The 20,679-nt window shown below is 42.2% G+C and carries 20 protein-coding genes; 8 read left to right on the top strand and 12 right to left on the bottom strand.

Translation table 11 applies throughout. The features are described from left to right. Window positions 1-71: 71 nt before the first annotated feature. The 4 genes from NQU59_RS03155 to ubiG all read right to left on the bottom strand — a co-directional run bounded on the left by NQU59_RS03155 (window position 72) and on the right by ubiG (window position 2,833). The gene (locus NQU59_RS03155; RefSeq protein WP_005240638.1) at window positions 72-455 is read right to left on the bottom strand and encodes an RcnB family protein; all 384 of its coding nucleotides are present in this window, start codon (window positions 453-455) and stop codon (window positions 72-74) included. Between the two features lie 182 nt (window positions 456-637). Beyond that, entirely contained in the window at window positions 638-1,384 is a 747-nt protein-coding gene (locus tag NQU59_RS03150) for a YciK family oxidoreductase (RefSeq protein ID WP_005240635.1), read from the bottom strand. 31 nt (window positions 1,385-1,415) lie between these two features. Further along, window positions 1,416-2,120, bottom strand: a complete 705-nt coding sequence (locus NQU59_RS03145; protein WP_005240633.1) for an HAD family hydrolase — start codon at window positions 2,118-2,120, stop codon at window positions 1,416-1,418. After that, window positions 2,117-2,833 carry a bifunctional 2-polyprenyl-6-hydroxyphenol methylase/3-demethylubiquinol 3-O-methyltransferase UbiG gene (gene ubiG, locus NQU59_RS03140; protein ID WP_257064989.1) on the bottom strand — a complete coding sequence of 239 codons (717 nt, stop codon included), beginning with the start codon at window positions 2,831-2,833 and terminating at the stop codon, window positions 2,117-2,119. The genes NQU59_RS03145 and ubiG overlap by 4 nt, the downstream gene beginning before the upstream one ends. Window positions 2,834-3,253: 420 nt before the next feature. Here ubiG and NQU59_RS03135 point away from each other — a divergent pair, with 420 nt between their 5' ends. Continuing rightward, a complete protein-coding gene (locus NQU59_RS03135) occupies window positions 3,254-3,874 on the top strand; it encodes a thiol:disulfide interchange protein DsbA/DsbL (RefSeq protein ID WP_005240629.1) in 621 nt (206 codons plus the stop codon). Between the two features lie 51 nt (window positions 3,875-3,925). On the opposite strand, the gene NQU59_RS03130 is transcribed toward NQU59_RS03135, so the two are convergent. Beyond that, window positions 3,926-4,561: a TetR/AcrR family transcriptional regulator gene (locus NQU59_RS03130; RefSeq protein WP_004801761.1), complete on the bottom strand. Its 636-nt coding sequence runs from the start codon at window positions 4,559-4,561 to the stop codon at window positions 3,926-3,928. Between the two features lie 107 nt (window positions 4,562-4,668). Beyond that, window positions 4,669-5,319 carry a TetR family transcriptional regulator gene (locus tag NQU59_RS03125; protein WP_005240627.1) on the bottom strand — a complete coding sequence of 217 codons (651 nt, stop codon included), beginning with the start codon at window positions 5,317-5,319 and terminating at the stop codon, window positions 4,669-4,671. 314 nt (window positions 5,320-5,633) lie between these two features. On the opposite strand from NQU59_RS03125, the gene NQU59_RS03120 reads away from it, so the two are divergent. The 5 genes from NQU59_RS03120 (at window position 5,634) to NQU59_RS03100 (ending at window position 11,561) form a co-directional block, all read left to right on the top strand. Beyond that, window positions 5,634-6,659, top strand: a complete 1,026-nt coding sequence (locus NQU59_RS03120) for a flavin reductase family protein (RefSeq protein WP_257064984.1) — start codon at window positions 5,634-5,636, stop codon at window positions 6,657-6,659. Between the two features lie 33 nt (window positions 6,660-6,692). Further along, window positions 6,693-7,835, top strand: coding sequence for a fatty acid desaturase family protein (locus NQU59_RS03115; protein WP_171057850.1), 1,143 nt, complete (start codon window positions 6,693-6,695; stop codon window positions 7,833-7,835). A 97-nt stretch (window positions 7,836-7,932) separates the two neighbouring features. Beyond that, window positions 7,933-8,649 carry a ribonuclease PH gene (gene rph / locus NQU59_RS03110; RefSeq protein WP_005240621.1) on the top strand — a complete coding sequence of 239 codons (717 nt, stop codon included), beginning with the start codon at window positions 7,933-7,935 and terminating at the stop codon, window positions 8,647-8,649. Between the two features lie 305 nt (window positions 8,650-8,954). Next, window positions 8,955-11,135 (top strand): phosphocholine-specific phospholipase C, encoded by a 2,181-nt coding sequence (locus tag NQU59_RS03105; RefSeq protein ID WP_005240619.1) that lies wholly within the window; start codon window positions 8,955-8,957, stop codon window positions 11,133-11,135. Window positions 11,136-11,375: 240 nt separating this feature from the next. Next, entirely contained in the window at window positions 11,376-11,561 is a 186-nt protein-coding gene (locus NQU59_RS03100) for an ABZJ_00068 family colistin stress protein (protein WP_005240618.1), read from the top strand. On the opposite strand, the gene nadC is transcribed toward NQU59_RS03100, so the two are convergent. Next, window positions 11,558-12,403, bottom strand: a complete 846-nt coding sequence (gene nadC, locus NQU59_RS03095) for a carboxylating nicotinate-nucleotide diphosphorylase (protein WP_257064981.1) — start codon at window positions 12,401-12,403, stop codon at window positions 11,558-11,560. The genes NQU59_RS03100 and nadC overlap by 4 nt on opposite strands. Before the next feature lie 145 nt (window positions 12,404-12,548). Between nadC and ampD the strand changes: the two genes are divergently transcribed. Then, a complete protein-coding gene (gene ampD / locus NQU59_RS03090) occupies window positions 12,549-13,142 on the top strand; it encodes a 1,6-anhydro-N-acetylmuramyl-L-alanine amidase AmpD (protein WP_257066134.1) in 594 nt (197 codons plus the stop codon). Between the two features lie 62 nt (window positions 13,143-13,204). Beyond that, the gene (gene murJ, locus NQU59_RS03085) at window positions 13,205-14,755 is read left to right on the top strand and encodes a murein biosynthesis integral membrane protein MurJ (RefSeq protein ID WP_171057849.1); all 1,551 of its coding nucleotides are present in this window, start codon (window positions 13,205-13,207) and stop codon (window positions 14,753-14,755) included. Window positions 14,756-14,801: 46 nt separating this feature from the next. Here the strand turns inward: murJ and NQU59_RS03080 are convergent, their stop codons facing one another. The 5 genes from NQU59_RS03080 to NQU59_RS03060 all read right to left on the bottom strand — a co-directional run bounded on the left by NQU59_RS03080 (window position 14,802) and on the right by NQU59_RS03060 (window position 20,169). After that, a complete protein-coding gene (locus NQU59_RS03080; RefSeq protein WP_257064976.1) occupies window positions 14,802-15,485 on the bottom strand; it encodes an FKBP-type peptidyl-prolyl cis-trans isomerase in 684 nt (227 codons plus the stop codon). Between the two features lie 47 nt (window positions 15,486-15,532). Next, the gene (locus NQU59_RS03075; protein ID WP_005240609.1) at window positions 15,533-16,240 is read right to left on the bottom strand and encodes an FKBP-type peptidyl-prolyl cis-trans isomerase; all 708 of its coding nucleotides are present in this window, start codon (window positions 16,238-16,240) and stop codon (window positions 15,533-15,535) included. Window positions 16,241-16,418: 178 nt separating this feature from the next. Continuing rightward, entirely contained in the window at window positions 16,419-18,611 is a 2,193-nt protein-coding gene (locus NQU59_RS03070) for a polysaccharide biosynthesis tyrosine autokinase (protein WP_257064973.1), read from the bottom strand. A 21-nt stretch (window positions 18,612-18,632) separates the two neighbouring features. Next, window positions 18,633-19,061, bottom strand: coding sequence for a low molecular weight protein-tyrosine-phosphatase (locus NQU59_RS03065; protein WP_257064971.1), 429 nt, complete (start codon window positions 19,059-19,061; stop codon window positions 18,633-18,635). Window position 19,062: 1 nt separating this feature from the next. Next, the gene (locus NQU59_RS03060; RefSeq protein WP_257064969.1) at window positions 19,063-20,169 is read right to left on the bottom strand and encodes a polysaccharide biosynthesis/export family protein; all 1,107 of its coding nucleotides are present in this window, start codon (window positions 20,167-20,169) and stop codon (window positions 19,063-19,065) included. Window positions 20,170-20,679 lie beyond the last annotated feature (510 nt).

Genomic DNA, 20,679 nt, shown 5'->3' with positions numbered 1-20,679 from the left:
AAAAAACGAAAAGATAAATCTCTTCGTAAAGCGAGCATTCAACTTTCTTTCGTGACGGTGTTGAAAACGCTCTAAAAACCCATGATCCGAATAATACTGTTGTCATCTGAGTTGACTAAAATATAGTCGTTATTGATTTTATACCATTGTTCGTTGCGACCTGGCCGAGGTAGATTGTTGTCTTTATAGTCGACTTTATAGCCGTTACCACGGTAATGTTGCGGCATCACATAGCCTTCTTGCCAACGATGTTGTTTTAAGCGCTCAACACCACGTTCTTCACGCATACGACGCTCACGTTGACGATTTTCACCATCTGGGCGATCAAAGTTACGACCACCACCTTGCCAGCCGCCACGAGAATCATCGTCGCGATCATGTGGACCTGCGAAAGTCCCCAGACTACTGAACAGGGTTGTCGAACCTAATACCAAGATAATGAAAAATTTTTTCATGATGCACCTTATTGACTTCGGATGTCTCTCATGTGAACTACTGTACGTTAAAAATGCAGAGAAACTGTGAAGATCGATTCATTATTCCATTAAAACAATGAAGATTCTCCACATATTTCTCTTAAAAAAGCAGTTTTAGGCACCGTGTCCAATGTTATTTAGAATTATTCTAATGATGGAATTTAAGCTTGGGCATCAATACTTTGCCCATTCATCTCTAAACTATCATCACCCATGAGGTATAGATAGGCAGGCATAATGCTATCTGGCGTTGGAAGAACTTTTGGATCTTCTTGTGGATAGGCTTTGGCCCGCATTGCGGTACGGGTTCCTCCTGGATTGATGCAGTTAAAACGAATATTCGGATAAGTATTTTCTGCAGCAAAAATTTTACACATGGCTTCAGTGGCTACTTTAGAGACCGAATAAGCACCCCATAAAGCGCGTGCCTCACGACCAACACTTGAACTGGTAAAAACCACAGAAGCGTGCTCAGATTTTTCCAGTAAAGGCAACAAAGCCTGAGTCAGGGCAAAAGGGGCACGTAAATTCACAGCCAGGACATCATCCCAAACATCAACAGGGTAATGGGCCAGCTCAACCCGATCACCCAGCATGCCCGCATTATGCAAGATACCATCCAGACGACCGAATTGTTGCTCTAGGGTACTCACCAACAGCTCATAATCGTGGGTTGATGCAGTTGAAAGCTGTAAGGGTAAAATCGCAGGCTGCGGTGCACCTAAGCCTTCAATTTCATCATAGATCACTTCAAGTTTATTTAACGTACGGCCATGCAAGACCACCGTTGCGCCGTGCAAGGCATAGCTCATCGCTGCAGCCCGGCCAATCCCATCACCCGCACCTGTAATGAGAATAATACGATCTTTCAGTAAATCTGGACGAGGTTGATATTCTGAATAGTTCATTGTTATGCCTCCTGTTCTTATCTACAAAAATTTAAATTGAGCCCATCATACCCTGATTTTCTGACAACACCGTGATTTTCTGTTTAAGCAGTTGGTGCAGTTCAGCAGTGCTATGAATGATGGCATCCGCCTGCCAAGCAGCAAGATCATCACGTGATTCTACCGGTAAATAACCGTAGGCTGCCAAGATGGTATACATATCGGCATGGCGACCTGCATCAATATCTCGTGGATGATCACCGACATAGATAATGTCTTGAGCATCGATTTCGAGCTGTTTGGCAGCCAAATACATGGGTTCAGGATCGGGTTTGGTTTTGCTGACATCTTCTGGGCAGACCAAGACCGCACAGCGTTCAGTCAGATCCAGTTTGGCCAATAACGATTCACTTAAACCACGCGGTTTATTGGTCACAATGCCCCACGGAATCTGATGTGCTTCAAGTTCCTCAAGCAAAGGATACATCCCTGAAAACAGGTCGGTATCGACCACAATATTGTCACCATACACATCTAAAAAGCGTTGCCGATGTGCTAAAAATACCGGATCTGTGACCTCTAATTCAGGATAGACCAGTTTTACCATGGCACGTGCGCCTTCCGACACCTGAGTGCGGATGGTATCGGCATCGACCATGGGACGTTGTTCATCCCGACACATTTGCTGGATGATACGAATAAAGTCCGCAGCGGTGTCGATCAGGGTGCCATCGAGGTCAAATAAAACCGCTTTCATTGGGCACCTGCATTGGTGGTATGCACCATGTAATTCACATCCACATTCGGTGCTAACCAGTAGTGTTTGGTAATCGGGTTATAATGTAAGCCCGTCATTTCTTTCAGGCTAAGCCCGGCATTGCGAATATCATGCGCCATTTCTGAAGGGCGGATGAATTTATGATAGTCATGCGTGCCTTTAGGCAATAAACGCAGCACATATTCCGCCCCAATAATCGCAAATAAATACGATTTAGGGTTACGGTTAATGGTCGAGAAGAACACATGACCGCCTGGCTTAACCAGCGTTTGGCAGGCTTTCACGATTGAGGCCGGATCAGGCACGTGTTCCATCATTTCCATACAGGTCACCACATCGTATTGACCTGCTTGCTCTTGCGCCAGTTGCTCAACCGGGATTTGACGATATTCAATGTTTTGCACATTGTCTTGTTGCGCATGCAAACGACCGACAGCAAGAGGGGCTTCACCCATATCGATACCGAGGACATCGGCACCACGACGCGCCATGCTTTCAGCCAAAATACCGCCACCGCAGCCGACATCGAGCACTTTCTTGCCCGCCAAGCCACCAACACGTTCATCGACCCAATTGAGACGTAAGGGATTGATTTGATGAAGTGGGCGGAATTCAGAATGTTGATCCCACCATTTGGCAGCCAATGCTTCAAATTTTGCGATTTCTTGCGGGTCAACATTCAATTGCGACATGGAAGTACCTCTATCAATATTTTATGGAGATGTGTTGTTGATCGAATCCTAGAATACTAAACTCTGCAGTGTCTTGCTGAGTTCTCATCCAGCTTCAGGATAGACCTTCGGTTCGACCTACTTTTCTTTCGGGAAAAGTAGGCAAAACCATTGTCATCTGCAAAACCTGTTCACTTCTTGCATTTATCCAATCTATTGCAAAAACAATATATTGTAGATAGCCCGCAGGTTGCAGATGACGTTGTCGAGTATCTAGTTTCAGAGAATGTTTTGAGTCTGAATTTAGCTTAGTGTAGCGATTCTGGTAAAAAAAGCGATAAATCCAATAAAAAACTTCACAGAAGCAAAACGAATTGCTCGTGTTTGTTTTATATTTAGCATATAAACTTACGAAAAATGCTTAGAGGAAAAGCAAAGCCAATGAAAAAGTTAGTATTAGGTGGTTTAAGTGCAGTTGCATTGGCATTCTCAATGAATGCGATGGCAGCAGATTTTGTGGCTGGTAAAGACTATACCGTGATTGCCAATCCAGGCAAAACCTCAGCACCTGCTGGACAACTCGAAGTGCGCGAGTTCTTCTGGTATGGCTGTCCGCACTGCTTCAAGCTTGAGCCACATATGCAAACATGGTTAAAGCAAATTCCAAAAGATGTTTATTTCCTCCGTACACCTGCGGCAATGAATAAGGTCTGGGAACAAGGGGCACGCGGTTACTATGTGTCTGAAGCACTGGGTGTGCGCAAGAAAACCCATATTCCGTTATTCCATGCGATTCATGACGGCGGTCAGCAGATTTTTGACCAAGCGTCGCAAGCAAAATTCTTTGCGCGTTACGGTGTGCCAGAGCAGAAATTTAACAGCATGTTTAACTCATTCCCGATCACGGCAAAAATTGCCGAATCAAATAAACTGGCGCAGCAATACCAGTTGACGGGCGTGCCAGCCGTGGTCGTGAATGGTAAATATGTAGTGCAGGGTGAAGATGGAAAAGTAACCCAGGTGGTTGATTATTTATTGGAAAAAGAGCGTCAAGCGAAATAATCTAGAGCTGTCTCCAACAAAAAAGGACTGCGATTGCAGTCCTTTTTTGATTTAGTTTTGATCGATCTGTAAGTCTTTTAAATCAATCTGAACTTTTTGTGTCGGTAGGGACAGGGCCTGATTGACATAGAGGTTGATTAACTTCTCACGTGAGCCGATTGAACGCTGGTAATAGCTTGAGTTCAGTAATAAGGCTGCACCATAGGTCAGTGACCAGATATAAGACAGGTAGTCCCGAATCGACATATCGTAATTTTGTGATTTTAAATATTTTTCGGTCATGTCTTTTAATGACACAATGCGTTGCTGACGAATGGCGTAAAGTTCATCAAATAGATGCTTTAACTTCGACTCGGTCATGGTGAGGTGTTCTTCTAACTGATGTAGCAGAATGGTACGGCTCGGTGAGGTTAAATGATAAAGCATATAGCGTGGCGCATACTCTTTGACATCAGTGTTATATTTATCTGAAATCTTTAAAATTTCTTTTTCATTTTGAATAATGAGCTCCAGCAGCAATTCATTCTTGCTGCGGAAATGTTTGTATAAGGTTCCCTTGGCAATATCCAGCTCAGCCACCAGTTCATCTAGGGTCATTTCTTGGTTGTTTTCTAATAACAGCTTTTCCGCAACCTGCAAAATTTTTTCTTTACGAATTAAGAACTGAGTATGACGATCAGGATTCATGATGCTTATAAGCTCCTCATAGTGTTCTACACTGCATTTGCATTGGTGTCTAATTCATCATAACGCTAAGCAATGCTTTTATATATCAAACTTTGGTTTGGATCGGGTCAGGCGTTTTGGGGTTCCCAATTCGAGATCCCACTGAATAATAAGCGGACTTGAGTCGCGGCATTGTCAATAAACAGGTTCTGTTGCTCAAGTAAATGATCAATGGTGAATTGTTTCGGCAGATTGATCCAGGTCATGGCCCATGTAAACGACATATTAATCAAAATGGTCGACAGTACCTGCAAGTCTTTGGCCTCTTTAATATGTTTAAAGGTTTCCAGTTTGCACAGATCAATGGCCAGATCTTCAATTAAAAACTCAATTTCACGGGCAATGGCAATACGTACCGTCTCTGAACCACCCCAGCGTTCTGCAATCATAAACTGCCATTGTTGCGGGCTATGATTAACGGCTTGTACAAACAATTCAATACTGGTTCGGGTTTTGGCAGAACCACTATGCTGTAAGTAGCTTTGTCCCAATTGATGAATCAAACTTTTTAAATGTAAAGAGACTTGGTCAACTAGCTCTTGCCCAAGTGCGTCCATATCTTGGAAATGACGATAAAACGCCGTAGGCACCAAACCTACTTCGCGAGCAACTTCGCGCAAACTAATGCTACTAAATGAGCGCCCAGCAGTGCTGAGGTGAAGTGCTGCATCCAGTAGAGCCTGCCGACTCTGTTGTTTTCGTTCATCTCTAATCGACATGAATAAGACTCATTGAAACCGTACAGCAGAGTCTAGCAAAAAAAACAGAAACTTTTTAGTCTTTGTCCATTGCAAAATGCCAATGTTTTTGATCTTTCACTGATCAGCACAGGTTGGGCTTTGAGCTTGATGCATGCGTCAATTTCTTTATTTTTTCCTTATTTTAAATGGCTTATCAAAAAGTATAAAAATTATCCAAAAAACTGGTGAACAAGTGTTGACTCAGTGAACACAAATAAATATAGTGTACATATGTTCACTATATGAACATTTGTTCACTCAATATAAATAGCCAGATACAAAACGAGGAACGTATGAACGCAGAGTTAAGTTATCAACCCCATTGGATTCGTGAAGATTTTGTTGATTTTATTTTGCAAAAAATCAAACCAACCTTTGCTTGGAAGCGTACGCTTGCAGAAGTCACTGCGGTACAGCCACTCAGTGCAGATATGGTGTTATTGACCTTAAAGCCCAATCATAATTTTGATGTTCGCCAAGTCCAAGCGGGGCAAAGCGTGTTGATTACGCTGATGATTCATGGGGTGTATCAGCAACGTAGTTATTCAATTATTGATGTGACGTCTCAAGGCGAAATTCGCTTGGGCATCAAAGTCCAAGGGGTGGTGTCTAAAGCTGCTCAGCAACTTCGTGTTGGCGATCACTTTGAGATTTCTCAGGCACAGGGTGACTTTGTCTTACATCAGGGGCAGCAACCCGCCGTGCTGATTGCATCGGGTTCAGGCATTACCGCGATCTATTCTTTATTGCAACAAGCATTACAACAGCAACTCGAAGAAATTCATGTGTTGTACTTCAATCGCGCTGAAGTGTTTCATCAAGAGATTTTAGCTTTAGCTGAACAATATCCGCAGTTGCACTATCACTTCTTTAATACTGCTGAACAAAAACAACATTTAGATACTGCATTGTTAGAAAAGTTAGTTCCGAATTTTAAAGATCTAAAAGCGTATGCGTGTGGTCATCACAGTATGATGCGCCAAGCACAAGACATTTATGCACAGCAGGGTGCCGCGGAAAACTTCCATCAAGAATTTTTCCAACCTGTACAAATCGAGCATTCCAGTGAGGCTCAACCGATTAGTTTCCGTCGCGCACAGCAAAATTTTATTGCCACGACCAATCTGCTGAGTAGTGCAGAGCAAGCCGGTTTACGTCCACAACATGGTTGCCGCATGGGCGTATGTAACCGCTGTAGCTGTACCAAAGTCAGTGGCGTTACTCAGAACGTCATCACGGGTGAAATTGATGACCAACCAAATCGTCCGATCAAGTTATGTGTCAGCCAGGCCTTAAGCCCAGTCACCATTGATCTATAAAAACAAAGATATTTGAGGATGAACACCATGAATATGGCATTAGAATTTAAGACCGTATCAAAGTCAGCGCATTTAACCCCTGAACAGGTTGAGGCATTTGGTCGCCGTGTTGAGCAAATTCGCTTAGAGGTGATGCAGAATCTCGGCGAACAGGATTCAAAATATATCTATAAAGTCCGTAATTTTGTTCGTTATACCGAAATTGCGTCACGTGGCATGTTGATGTTCGGTGGCTGGATTCCACCGGTATGGTTGTTGGGAACCGCGATGCTCGGTGTTTCTAAAATCGTCGAGAATATGGAACTGGGCCATAATGTGATGCATGGTCAGTTTGACTGGCTGAATGACCCAAGCTTGCGTGGCGAAGACTACGATTGGGACAATACCTGTTCGGGTAATGACTGGCGTTACACGCATAATTACATGCACCATACCTATACCAATATTGTTGGTAAGGATCACGACGTGGGCTATGGCATTTTACGCGTGACTGAAGATCAAAAGTGGGAAGTACGTCATTTGGCCAATATCCCATTGGCCTTGCAGTTAATGTTCTTTTTCCAGTGGTATGTTGGTGTACAAAATCTGCATTTAGAAGATGCACTGGTGTATAAAACCAAAAGCTGGAAACAGGTCTGGGCGGATGCGGCCGAGTTCCGAAAAAAAGCCAGACGCCAAGTGTTGAAAGACTATGTGTTCTTCCCAGCGATTGCCACCATTAACTTTATTCCGGTATTAGCAGGCAATGCAGTGGCGAATATCATGCGCAACGTGTGGTCATCTGCGGTGATTTTTAATGGTCACTTTACTGAAGATGCTGAAACCTTTGAAGCGGATAATACCGAGAACGAAACCAAGGCGCAGTGGTATCTTCGCCAGATTCGGGGTTCAAGTAACTTCACGGGTGGCAAATGGATGCACTTTATGAGTGGTAACTTGAGTCATCAGATCGAGCATCATTTGTTCCCAGATATGCCAGCCAATCGTTATGAACAAGTCGCACCAAAAATCAGGGCTTTATGTGCTGAATATGGGGTGAACTATAACGAAGCGAACTTCATGAAACAGTTCTGGACGGTGTGGGTACGCTTAGCCAAATGTTCATTGCCAAATGATCTGTCAGCACAGTTGGGACAAGGCTGGAGCCAACTCAAAGCCAAGTTCAAGTTTGCTTAATTCGGTGAATTGTAACGAATAAGTAAAACTGAAAGCACGTGTAATTGAGCTATACTATGGCGCAATGATATTTGAGCCATAGTTTTAAGGAATTGTTATGCGTATTGACCAAAGAACATTAGACCAATTACGTGAGGTCAAGATTACCCGTAACTATACTCGTTACGCAGAAGGCTCGGTTTTGGTTGAGTTTGGTCATACCAAAGTATTGTGTACCGCGAGCATTGACAACTCAGTACCTCGTTTCCTCAAAGGTCAGGGTCAAGGTTGGGTCACTGCGGAATATGGCATGTTGCCGCGTTCTACTCATACCCGTAGCGATCGTGAAGCGGCGCGTGGAAAGCAAACGGGTCGTACTCAGGAAATTCAACGCCTGATTGGTCGTAGCTTGCGTGCCATGGTGGATTTGAAGAAATTGGGTGAGAACACGATTACCATCGACTGTGATGTGATCCAAGCCGATGGTGGTACGCGTACTGCAGCGATCACGGGTGCAGCCGTGGCTTTGGTTGATGCCATGAATGTATTGCTCAGCAATAAGAAAATTAAACAAGATCCATTAAAAAGCTTAGTCGCAGCAATTTCAGTCGGGATGTATCAAGACGAAGTACTACTCGATTTATGCTACGAAGAAGATTCAAATTGCCAAACTGATTTAAACGTGGTGATGACACAGGCGGGTGAATTTATTGAAATTCAAGGAACGGCAGAAGATAAACCGTTTACGCGCCAGCAGTGCAATGCCATGTTAGAGCTTGCCGAAAAAGGAATCGCGCAATTGATTCAAAAGCAACAGCAGGCACTCGGTTGGTAAATTCCAGTTGATAGTGCGGGCGGTCTGGTTTTTTAGACCGCCTTTTTTTATCTGTTTTTTGTCATCGAATTGCGATCAAATCATCATCGAACTGTCATTTAGATTGTATTGACTATCTGCACTGATATTTAACGGATAGTCAAATGCGAAATTTCTTTTTAGCGTTACTTGCTGGGAGCTGCTTGTTACTGAGTGCCTGTAACGATAGTGACGACAATAATAATTCAACGTCAAACCCGCAGCCGCCACAGCCCAGCTGCAAAATCCACTGTGCACCCTAACAATAAAAATAAGGAAATTTATAAATGAATCGTCGTGACTTTTTATTAAATTCAACCAAAGCCTTATTTGGTACAGCCGCGCTGACCAGTTTCCCAATGAGTATTCAAAAAGCGCTTGCGATTGATGCCAAGGTAGAAACTGGCACCATTAAAGATGTCAAACACGTGGTGATCTTGACTCAGGAAAACCGCTCTTTTGATAATTATTTTGGTACGTTGAAGGGAGTACGTGGTTTCGGTGATCGTTTCACTATTCCGCTGAGCCAAGGCCGAAAAGTGTGGGAACAATACGACGCCAAGCAGAATAAAGTTTATCCCTATCATTTGGACAGTAGCCGTGGCAACGCGCAACGGGTGAGCGGTACACCGCATTCATGGACTGATGGGCAATATGCCTGGGATCATGGGCGCATGGGTAACTGGGTACAATACAAGCAACCCCAATCGATGGGTTATTACAAACAGCAGGAAGTTGAATTCCAGTTTGCCTTGGCTAATGCTTTTACCCTATGTGATGCTTATCACTGTGCCATGCATACCGGTACCAATTCCAACCGTATGTTTATCTGGACAGGAACTAATGGTCCAACAGGAGCCAATGTGGCCAGTGTAGTCAATGATCTCGATGAGATTGGTCCATCGACTACAGGCTATGACTGGACTACTTATCCCGAGCGTTTGCAGCAAGCTGGCGTGAGCTGGAAAGTTTATCAGAACATGCCCGACAACTTTACCGATAACCCATTGGCAGGGTTTAAACAGTATCGTCGTGCCAATGAGTTATCTGGCAAGCCCGTGAATAACAGCACCATTTGCCCAGCCTATGACCCAGCGATTGATGCCAGCCAACCGCTGTATAAAGGCATTGCCAATACCATGCCCGATGGCGGTTTTCTCGGAACATTTAAAGAAGACATTGCCAAGGACCAATTACCACAAGTGAGCTGGTTGGTGGCACCTGCGACCTATAGTGAACATCCTGGTCCATCGAGCCCTGTACAAGGGGCATGGTATATCCAAGAAGTCCTGAATGCCCTCACTGCACGCCCAGAACTTTGGAGCCAAACGGTTTTCTTGATTAATTTTGATGAAAATGATGGTTTCTTTGACCATGTGCCTTCACCAAGTGCACCGTCAATGGATACAGCAGGCACGGTCTATGGCAAGTCGACGCTGAGCAAAGAACAAATGTCCTATGAATATGCAACGCATGCCAAAGCCTCTACGGGACAACCGAACTTTACTGATCCTAAAGTCAGTAATGGTGTCGGGGTCTATGGACCAGGGATTCGTGTGCCGATGTATATCATTTCACCGTGGAGCCGCGGTGGCTGGGTGAATTCACAAGTCTTTGATCATTCCTCTGTGATTCGTTTTCTGGAGCAATGTTTTGGGGTACAAGAGCCGAATATTAGCCCATACCGTCGTGCTGTATGCGGAGATTTAACCTCGGCATTTAATTTTAAAACACCTAATTTACTGCCTGTACCAGACTTATCTGGTAAAAAGAGTCAGGCTGAAGCAGATGCGATTCGTAAAGCGCAGGAGCGTTTAGCACAGGTCAGCCGTCCTTTAACTCAGACTTATCCTGTACAAGAGATGGGGATTCGCCCATCGCGTGCATTGCCTTATGTCTTACACACCAGTGCCAAAGTCGATGCCACAGCGAAAACCGTCAAACTGATGTTCTCGAATACAGGCACACATGCTGCAGTTTTCCATGTCTATGATAAGTTGAATCTAGATGCTGTACCACGCCGCTATATGGTGGAGGCAGGCAAGCAACTGGATGATGTTTGGCAGAGTAAAGACAATCAATATGATTTGTGGGTATTGGGGCCAAATGGGTTTCATCGCAGTTTTGCGGGTAAGCTGACGCAGGCAGTACAGATTCAGGCGCTGCCAGAAATTCGTGTCTGTATGGAAGCGTGTGATCCGAAGCTGTTGTTAAAGGTCCGTAATGATGCGGCCCAAACCGCTAAACTGGTCATTAAAGCCAATGCTTACTTACCGAAGAAGATCTGGCAAATTGAAACGGCTGCAACTGAAAAAGAACTAAGTTGGGATATGTCTGAATTTGGTGGCTGGTATGATTTTACTGTCACGATTGAAAATGATCCAAGTTATAGCCGCCGTTTTGCGGGTCGTATGGAGACCAATGAGGACTCTATTTCTGATCCATATATGGGATTTACGGATTCATAAAAGCAGTTCAATCCAGTTGAACCAAGAGCAGCCCAAGAAGGTTTGGGCTGCTTCGTGCTGAATGAATAGACCTGTTTCTTGATGTGGCTTTACATACATTTAACCAATGCCGACAAAACCCTATTATCTTCAACAAGAGATCACGGTGCGGTTGCATGCTGTTACACAGTCCTCAGATTTGGCTCATTTTACTTTGATAGATTAGGCAAAAATTGAAACGAAGATCATAAAGGGATAATGATGCTACAAATTTTTCTGGTTTTACTTACGGCAGTTACATTTGTTTTAATGGCTGCGGATCCACGACCAGCTAATTCGACCGAGGCCAAATCAGCGTGGGGTGAGCGAGTAGCAACAACGCAATCGATTCAAACAGAGACTGTTGCTCAGCAACAGCCTGTAAAGCAAGAACAAGATCAGGCTTAAGCGTTAAAACGCATTGATAAATCAACTGCACGTACGTCTTTCGTCAATACCCCCATAGAGATGTAATCGACTCCAGTGGTCGCAACTTCACGTAAATTGTCGATGGTGATATTGCCTGAGGCTTCCAGTTTGCAACGACCTGCTACATGCTTGACTGCATCAATCATTTGCTGCTGGCTGAAATTATCCAGCATGACAATATCAGCACCCGCTTCAAGCGCTTGATTCAGTTCATCCCAAGTTTCGACTTCCACTTCGACGGGTTTACCTGGTGCAATGTCATGCGCTTTGCGAATCGCTTGCGCAATACCGCCTGCGGCCATGATGTGATTCTCTTTAATTAAGAAGGCATCAAACAAACCTAAACGATGATTTTGACCGCCGCCGATCGCAACTGCATATTTCTGAGCAATACGGAGACCCGGCAAGGTTTTACGTGTATCCAGTAGTTTGGTATGTAAACCATCAAGCTGTTTGACATAGCTTGCTGTTTTCGTTGCAACAGCGGACAGGGTTTGAATGAAATTTAATGCTGGGCGTTCTACCGTGAGCAAACTGCGTGCTGAACCAGCCAGTTTTAAAAAGGCTTCATTGGCGGCAACAACATCACCTTCCTGTTTTAACCAAGTCACCTCAACTGAGCTGTCATAAGTCTGAATTAAGGCATTGACCCAAGGCTGGCCTGCCAGCACCATCTCTTCACGGCTAATAATAGTCGCAGTGGCTTGTTCATCAACTGGTGTAAGCATGGCGGTAATATCGCCGTCCCCAATATCTTCTTGTAATGCTTGTTGAATATTGATTTGAATAGAGTGTTCAAGCAAAGATTGGGCGATACTCATACCAGTTCCAGTGTATGTTTGACTAAAAAACGTGTGCGTTATATTAGCACTCCCATCGTAAAAAATAAGCATTTCATCTCGATTATTCTAGATAAAGCATGGCAGAATGGCTGCTGTAAAGATTAAATTGCTGATTCGAGTCCTCATGCAACACGCTAGATTTGCTCAAGTACAAGACGGTGTATTGGTCGGCGCAACACAGATTGCATCGCCCAATTTTAATGCACGTCCTGCCGATACCGAGATTCAACTGATTGTCATCCACAATATCAGTTTGCCACCCTCACAGTTCGGTGGTGGTTATATTCAGCAATTCTTTCAGAATCAACTGGATTGGTCTGTGCATCCTTATTTTCAAACGATTGAAGGAATGAAAGTGTCTACTCATCTGCTAATTTTGCGGACAGGGGAGGTGATTCAGTTTGTAAATTTTAATGATCGTTCTTGGCATGCAGGGCGTTCTAGTTATCTTGCTCAGAAAGAATGTAATGATTATTCCATTGGGATTGAGCTAGAAGGCAGTGATGATTTACCTTTCGAGCCTGAACAATATCAAGCTTTAGTTGAAGTGGTCAGCACGTTGCAACAGGCTTATCCAAAGATTCAACAGCATCTTGCAGGCCATTCGGACATTGCGCCAAATCGTAAAACCGATCCAGGTGAATATTTTGATTGGCAATTATTCCGAAACTTGTTGGTTAAACAAAAGTTATCTAAAAAAATCTCATCGGATTTATGATTTGATAACAAAATTTATTTGGACTTTCATTACAATAACGCTTTTTAAAAGATAAGCCGTAGGTGAATGCGATGGCATTGTGGCGATCGACTGTAATTGTCAGTGCAATGACGATGTTATCTCGAGTGTTGGGTTTAGTACGTGATGTGGTGCTGCTCAATGTATTTGGTGCCGGTAAGGACTTCGATACTTTTGTCGTTGCCTTTCGTATTCCCAATTTTTTCAGGCGCTTATTTGCCGAGGGGGCTTTCTCTCAGGCTTTCATTCCTGTTTTAACGGAATACAAAACCAGTCGAGCGCACGCCGAAGTCCAGATTTTAATTAGTCGGGTATTTGGTTGTTTGCTGACGGCAATGTCATTGCTGACCTTTGTGGCGATGGTGGCTGCACCCGCAATTATTTATATTTATGCGCCAGGTTTCCATAACGATCCAGAGAAGTTTGAGCTTGCTGTGGATATGTTCCGCCTGACCATTCCCTACTTAATGTTTATGTCATTGACGGCTTTTGCCAGCAGTATCCTAAACAGTTATGGCTCATTTGCATCACCTGCATTTTCACCAGTGTTGCTGAATGTCGCGATGATTGCAGGGGCGTGGTGGCTGACGCCGTATATGGCGGAACCAATTATGGCCTTAGGTTGGGCTGTCGTGGTTGCAGGTGTTTTACAGTTGGCGATCCAGATTCCTGAATTATGGAAGAAGAATTTACTGATTCCGCCTAAAGTGGACTTCAAGCATGAAGGCGTGGATCGCATTTTAAAATTAATGCTTCCTGCTTTGTTTGGTGTTTCGGTCACGCAGATTAATTTATTACTGAACACCATTTGGGCTTCATTCATGCAGGATGGCTCGGTGTCCTGGTTGTACAGTGCGGAACGTATGACTGAACTGCCACTCGGTTTGATTGGTGTGGCAATTGGTACTGTGATTTTACCTTCGCTGTCTGCGCGTCATGCGGAACAAGATCAAGCTAAATTTAGAAATATGATTGATTGGGCTGCCAAGATTATTTTGTTGGTGGGGATTCCATCGAGTATTGCGCTGTTTATGCTCTCGACACCAATTATTCAGGCCTTGTTCCAACGAGGTGAGTTCACTTTAGAAGATACCCGAATGACAGCATTGGCCTTGCAATGTATGAGTGCGGGGGTGATCTCGTTTATGTTAATCAAAGTATTTGCACCAGGTTTTTACGCACAGCAAGATACCAAAACACCCGTTCGTGTCGGTTTAATGGCGGTCGCAGCCAATGCTATTTTAAACGTGATTTTTATTGGCTTCTTTAAATTGATTGATTGGCATGCAGAGCATATGGCCTTAGCGCTTGCTTCTTCAGGTTCTGCTTTGGTGAATGCAGGGATGCTGTATTTCTATTTACATAAACGCAATATTTATCGTTTTGGTGGGCACTGGAAGAAATTAGCATTTCAATATGCCGTGGCCAATATCACCATGATCGCTGCACTTTGGTATGGTTTAACGTGGTACCAAGGCGATATCTCGCAATGGTTACGTATCGCAGAGGTGGTCGGTTTGTGTGTGGTCGGCGTAATGGCTTATGTGATTGGATTGTTGGTGACCGGTTTCCGTCCTCGACATTTAAAAGCTTAAGGATATGACTGAAAAATTAAACCCTCCGTGAAGGAGGGTTTTTTTATTATTTAACTTCGAGCAGTTCAATATCAAAAATTAAAGTGCTGTTGGGGCCAATTGCATCACCAGAGCCAACATCACCATATGCTAAATTGGCAGGAATAAAGAAACGGCTTTTGCCCCCTTCTTTCATGGTTTGCACACCTTCGGTCCAGCCTGAAATCACTTGGCTAAGCTTAAACTCAAGCGGATGGTTGCGTGCAATAGAGCTATCAAAAACGGTACCATCAAGCAAACGCCCTTCATAATTTACTTTCACTGTAGATGTAGCCTTTGGTGTTTTGCCTTTGCCTTGCTGTAAAACTTGATATTGCAGGCCTGATTTGGTTGTGACGATATCTGCTTTCTTCGCATTTTCAGCTAAAAAGGCTTTACCTGCCTGATCATTTTTTTGGGCCTGTTCTTGAAACTCAACCAGTTGCTTTGCTTCCAAGCGCTTTTTATATTGGCTGAGAACATTGGCCATTTCCTCATCCGTTAAGGAGGCATTTTTCCCTTGAATCGCTTCTTTTAAGCCTTGTACAAAGGCATCCATATTCAAATCTTTTAAAGTTTCAGCATTACCTCGACCCATCAGATAACCATAGCTATAGCCAAGCTGATCTTTTTGTGGGCTTTTTTGTGTAATAGGTGCTGCGTAAACCGTTCCGATGGTTGAGGCAATTAAAATTAAACCGAGTCTTTTCATTCTTTCTTCCAAAAATAAAGGAGAGCACAAGCTCTCCTTATATCAATTTATTTTACCGCGATTAATTCTACATCAAAAATTAATGTGCTGTTTGGTGGGATTGAACCAGGAACACCTTGCTCACCGTAAGCTAAGTTTGCAGGAATATAAAGCGTGGCCTTACCGCCTTCTTTCATTAGTTGTAAGCCTTCAGTCCAACCTGGAATGACTTGGTTCAGTGGGAATTCAATTGGCTCACCACGGTCATAAGAGCTGTCAAAGACTTTACCATCGGTGAGCTGGCCTTTGTAGTGAACTTTTACCACAGAACTGGCCGTCGGTTGTTTACCTGTACCTTCTTTGGTGATCTTATATTGCAAACCAGAAGCCGTAGTTTTCACGCCTTCTTTTTTCGCATTTTCTGCTAGGAAGCTATTGTTAGTTGCTTGAACTTTTTTACTGTCATTGAGCTGTTTTTGTTGCATTTCTTTCTGGAACTCAACATAAGCGGCTTGTAGTTCCTCTTCTGTATAAGCAGCAGGTTTTTGTCCATGTCCGTCACGGAAACCGGTAATGAAGGCGCTGGTTTCTAATTCAGGTGGTGTTTGCTTAGCAACTTCATAGCCCAATGCATAACTGATTTTCGCGACAGGCGCTGCATTTTTATCAGCTTTGGCCCCAAGTTCAGTTGCCGGATGTTTAGTCGCATAATATACAGGAACGAGCGCTGCACCGCCTAAAACGACCGCGACAACGAAAGGTAAAGCTTTACTCATGAGATGTCCCAAAGTGAGATTTTGATAAAAAATATGGCATTGATCTTAGCATGTATAGGCTAGGGCATTGAATAATTAACCGCAAAAATGCGTGTGTTTTTTATAAGATTTATGTTTGCAGGTGTCAAATAAAAAGCCAGATCCGGAGATCTGGCTTTGCACATTCAATTAGAAGATATTAATTATCTTTTTGCGCCGTGTAGGCATAAGCATAGTTATATCCACCTCCGGCACTCGAACGTTGAATGTCATTGAGAATAAAGCCATTGACTTTAACCCCAGCTTGCTCAAAACGGTTAACACTCAGTTCTAGTTCTTTCATTTGAGATTTTGCGTAGCGAGCAATCATTAAATTGACACCAGCGTATTGTGAAATAATAATCCCATCAGTAACTGCTAAAACGGGTGGTGTATCAATAATGATATGATCATAGAGCGGGCTCAGTGTTTCTAAAAGCTCTTTAAAGAAGGTTGAGCTTAGCATTTCAGATGGATTGGTTGGACTTTTACCCCGACTAATCACATCTAAATTTTCAACATTCGTTTTATGCAGAACATGTTCTAAGCTAACTTGTTGGCTTAACAGTTCTGATAGGCCTGGCGTTACCTCTAGGTTAAAGTATTTATGCATATAGCCACGACGCATATCGGCATCGATCAGTAATACGCGTTTATTACTTTGCGCGAATATTGTTGCAAGGTTGGTCGAGACAAAGGATTTACCAACTTCTGGCGCTGGACCAGAAATCATAATGATATTATTTTTGGCACTGCTCAAAGCAAAATGGATTGCGGTTCGAATACTTCTCAAGCTTTCAATGGCAATATCATCACTATGTTTAACTGCCAAAATAGGAATCGATTTTTTCTTTTTCAGGATACTCATACGAGTTTCCTGAATAGGTGAGCGAGGTACAGTGGCATAAACAGGTAGGTCAAACTCATTTTCGATTTGAGCAGAATCCTTAACCCCTGTTTGAAACATCTTCCGAATCAGAGCAATTAACACGCCAATAAATCCACCAACAAAAATTGATAAAATTAAGACAATCAGTTTTCGTGGTTTAATCGGTTTAACAGGTTCTACAGCCGTATCAATAATCCGTACATTGCCAATTTCACCTGCATTGGCAATTTTCAATTGTTGGTATGAGTTGAGTAATGAGGTATATAACTCCGTATTTACTTTTACATCACGATACAGTTGTAAATAGAGGCGTTGTGTTTCAGGAAGCTGAGTAAGACGGTTGTTTAGATCAGCAATTTTTTTATTCAGCTCAGTGACCTGCGCATCAATTTGACGAATTAATGGATGATCATTGGTATATTTGGCAGACAGTTCAGCTTGTTTTTGCTGTAATTCGATTTTTAACTTTTCTAGGTCAATATTTTGTTTCAGTAACAGCTCTGATTCAGTATTTACATCAACTGTTTTATATTTTTCACGGAACTGGTTAAACTTAATCTCAGAGTCTTCCAACTGTTTTCTAAGCTCTGGGAGTTGCTTTTCTAAAAAAACCAAAGTTTGTTTAGATTCTAATGACTTGCGTTCAATATTTTGTTGATGATATACGCTTAAGACATTATTGAGGATTTGAGTGATTTGTTCTGGATCCTGCCCCAGATAGTTGATACCAATAACACCTGTCATTTTTCCTTTTTCTGCAACAGAATATATGTCATTAAAATTTTTAACTGCAGTTGGTAGAGCAAGCTTAGATAAAGTATAGCTCTGTTTTTGCAGTTCACCTTGTACTTTAATTTCGACGTCCCATAAGCCTTTATTTGTTTCTAAGCTATTTTTTTGATTGAGCTTACCATTAAATACAATTTGGTCTTTATAGATAAAATTAAAATGATTGGCATCTTTAAATTCTAATTTCAATGGTTTATCTAAATAATATTCCGGTACAGCCAGTCTTTTAATAATTAGGCTATTCTGCTGTTTTGTATATGTTACAGCATCATGTTGATATGTAAGTTTGCTTTTAGTCTGGGATAAAAGTTTATCCACGACGCTTGATGTATTATCTTTGATTGTAATATCAAGATTAAGGTTGTGGATCACCTGACCTAGAACCATTCTAGAGCGTAAAATTTCCATTTCAGCATCTGCAGGTGACTTTTGGCCTAAGCCACCAGTCACTTTAGAGAGATCACCCAGTAGTGCTGCCGATGCTGCGCCTTTACTATCTTCAACTTGTACCATAGCATCTACAGCATATATATCTGATGTGACGCGTAGATACAGCATTGCGCAAATTAAACTTAAAATTACACAAAGTGCAATAATTTTCCATTGCGCGATCAACGAAAAGAATAACTCTTTTAAATCAATCGTATCTTCACTAATTTTAGAATTTTGATTCATAGGTTTACAACTAATACAGAATTATAATCGGGTACGCCAATCTTGCACATAGCTTTCAATGTTATGACAAGTTTGATCAAAAAATGCTTGGTCATGTTGGTAGGGGTCAGGCACATTTTTTTCTTGCCAATGTCCTAACCGGAAAACCTTCCCTTTTGCAAATGGCCAAGTTTGTTCGATATGCTTTTGCTGATTATTACTCATGACCAGAATGAGATCATTTTGCTTGATGAGTTCAGCATTGAGCTGGCGAGCAACATGTGCCCGCATATCGATGTTCACTTGATCCATACAATGAATTGCTTTGGCATCAGCTGGATTTCCGACAAGTGCTGCAATACCCGCCGATGAAATGTTTAAAGTTGGATGTTGGACTTTTAAATAATACTCTGCCATTGGACTTCGGCAGATATTACCGACACAGACAACTAAGATATTTTGTAATTGCATTCTAGTTTTTACCCAATCGATCAAAACTATATAAGGCACTAGAGAAAGGAATGATTTGACTCATGATGCGCTGCCAGCGAGTGAGACCAGTTGCATCAATATAAACAATATCATTTTTCTGCATTGCGAATTGATTGGCTAATGCCAAGTTGCCGAAATTACTAAGATTTAAATGATAGACAGTAGATTTATGAGTGCTGAGGTCTGTACGCATCACATAAATACGTGCTGCACTTGCTGAGTACGGATTAATACCTTCACTTTCTCCAAGCACATCACTTAAGGTCATACCTTGGTCGCGCAGACTGATTGCTTGACTACGACTCGACTCACCCATGACATAAAGTTTTTGATTTTGCTTGGTATTTACAAAAATAGTATCATTCGGCTGAATCAAGAGCTTATGTAAAGAATAGCCATTTTTTTCAAGGGCAATAAGATTTAAATCGTAGGTAAGGCCATTCCGAATAAGTTGAATAGAAGTGGTATCGCCAGATTGAGTGTTGATCCCTCCAGCCATACCTAATGCGGTATATAAACTAATCGGTTGGTCTTTTAACGTATATTGACCACTACGCATCACCTGACCATTCACAAAATAGCGATTGCCCTCGTAGGATAGAACACGAACTACAATATCTGGTGCTTTTAAATATTTTGCGAATTGACTATGTAAAAAGCGATTAATCTCAGGGAGTGTTTTTCCTGCGACATGCACTTGGCCGACTAATGGAAGCTGCACATTTCCATTGGTATCAATTGGGTATCCGCTTGCTTGAGCCGATTCAGTATTATTAATATTATTGACTGGCGGAGTAATTTCTGGATAAGCCCATAATTGAATAGAAAGCACATCGCCGGCACTTAAACGATATTGATAATGCTGTGTATTAAATAAGGGGCCGAGATTTTTTTGAGGAGAATTATTCTCATTAATTTGATTGAGTAAGTTTTCTTGCGTAAGTTGAACAACGGCAATATTGGCACCTTGGTCGGTCTTATAGCTTCCCTCACTTGGTAAATCATAGGTTTGGAGACCAGAAGTTATTGCGCAACTCACAGTACTAAGACTGATTGCAAGAATTGAGAAAAGCTGTTTGTACTTCACATGAAACCCTTAATTATATTTTATCTGTTAAACCCTGATTCTTTATTGCCAATCATCAGAGAACACAAAGTGTCCCGATTTTAGCTGAAAAGCAGCGAAAATCATAACACTCTTTTCGTTAGTAAAAGTTATAAAAATGTTCAATGTATTTAAAGATTCTAGGGCTTCTAAACAGTTGATAAAACAGTATATGGTGGTATTTTTACAGAAGTTCTTAATGTCGTTTTAATATAAGTATCTGAAAAGTAGGTTTTAATTTTATATAAGCTATTCCGTTATCTGTATTCTTTTAATTTTTGCTGTTTACAGCGTTTGTCTAGAATTATTTAGAGAGTTGGTTTGTATAATTGTTGTGGTGCCAATCATGTATGAAGTAGTTGCTGTACATGATACGAAAAATGGTCTTCTTTTATAGAAATTAGCTTTATCTTTAATTTATATAATTAGTTAGTATCAGAAAGTGAAACTGTGCAGTACGGACTCCTAGAAGACCCTAATGACTGAATCTAA

Origin of the sequence: Acinetobacter colistiniresistens (assembly GCF_024582815.1) — a bacterium.
Lineage (GTDB): Bacteria > Pseudomonadota > Gammaproteobacteria > Pseudomonadales > Moraxellaceae > Acinetobacter.
Note: the sequence above shows the minus strand (reverse complement) of the source record. Positions and strands in the feature narration are given on the sequence as shown.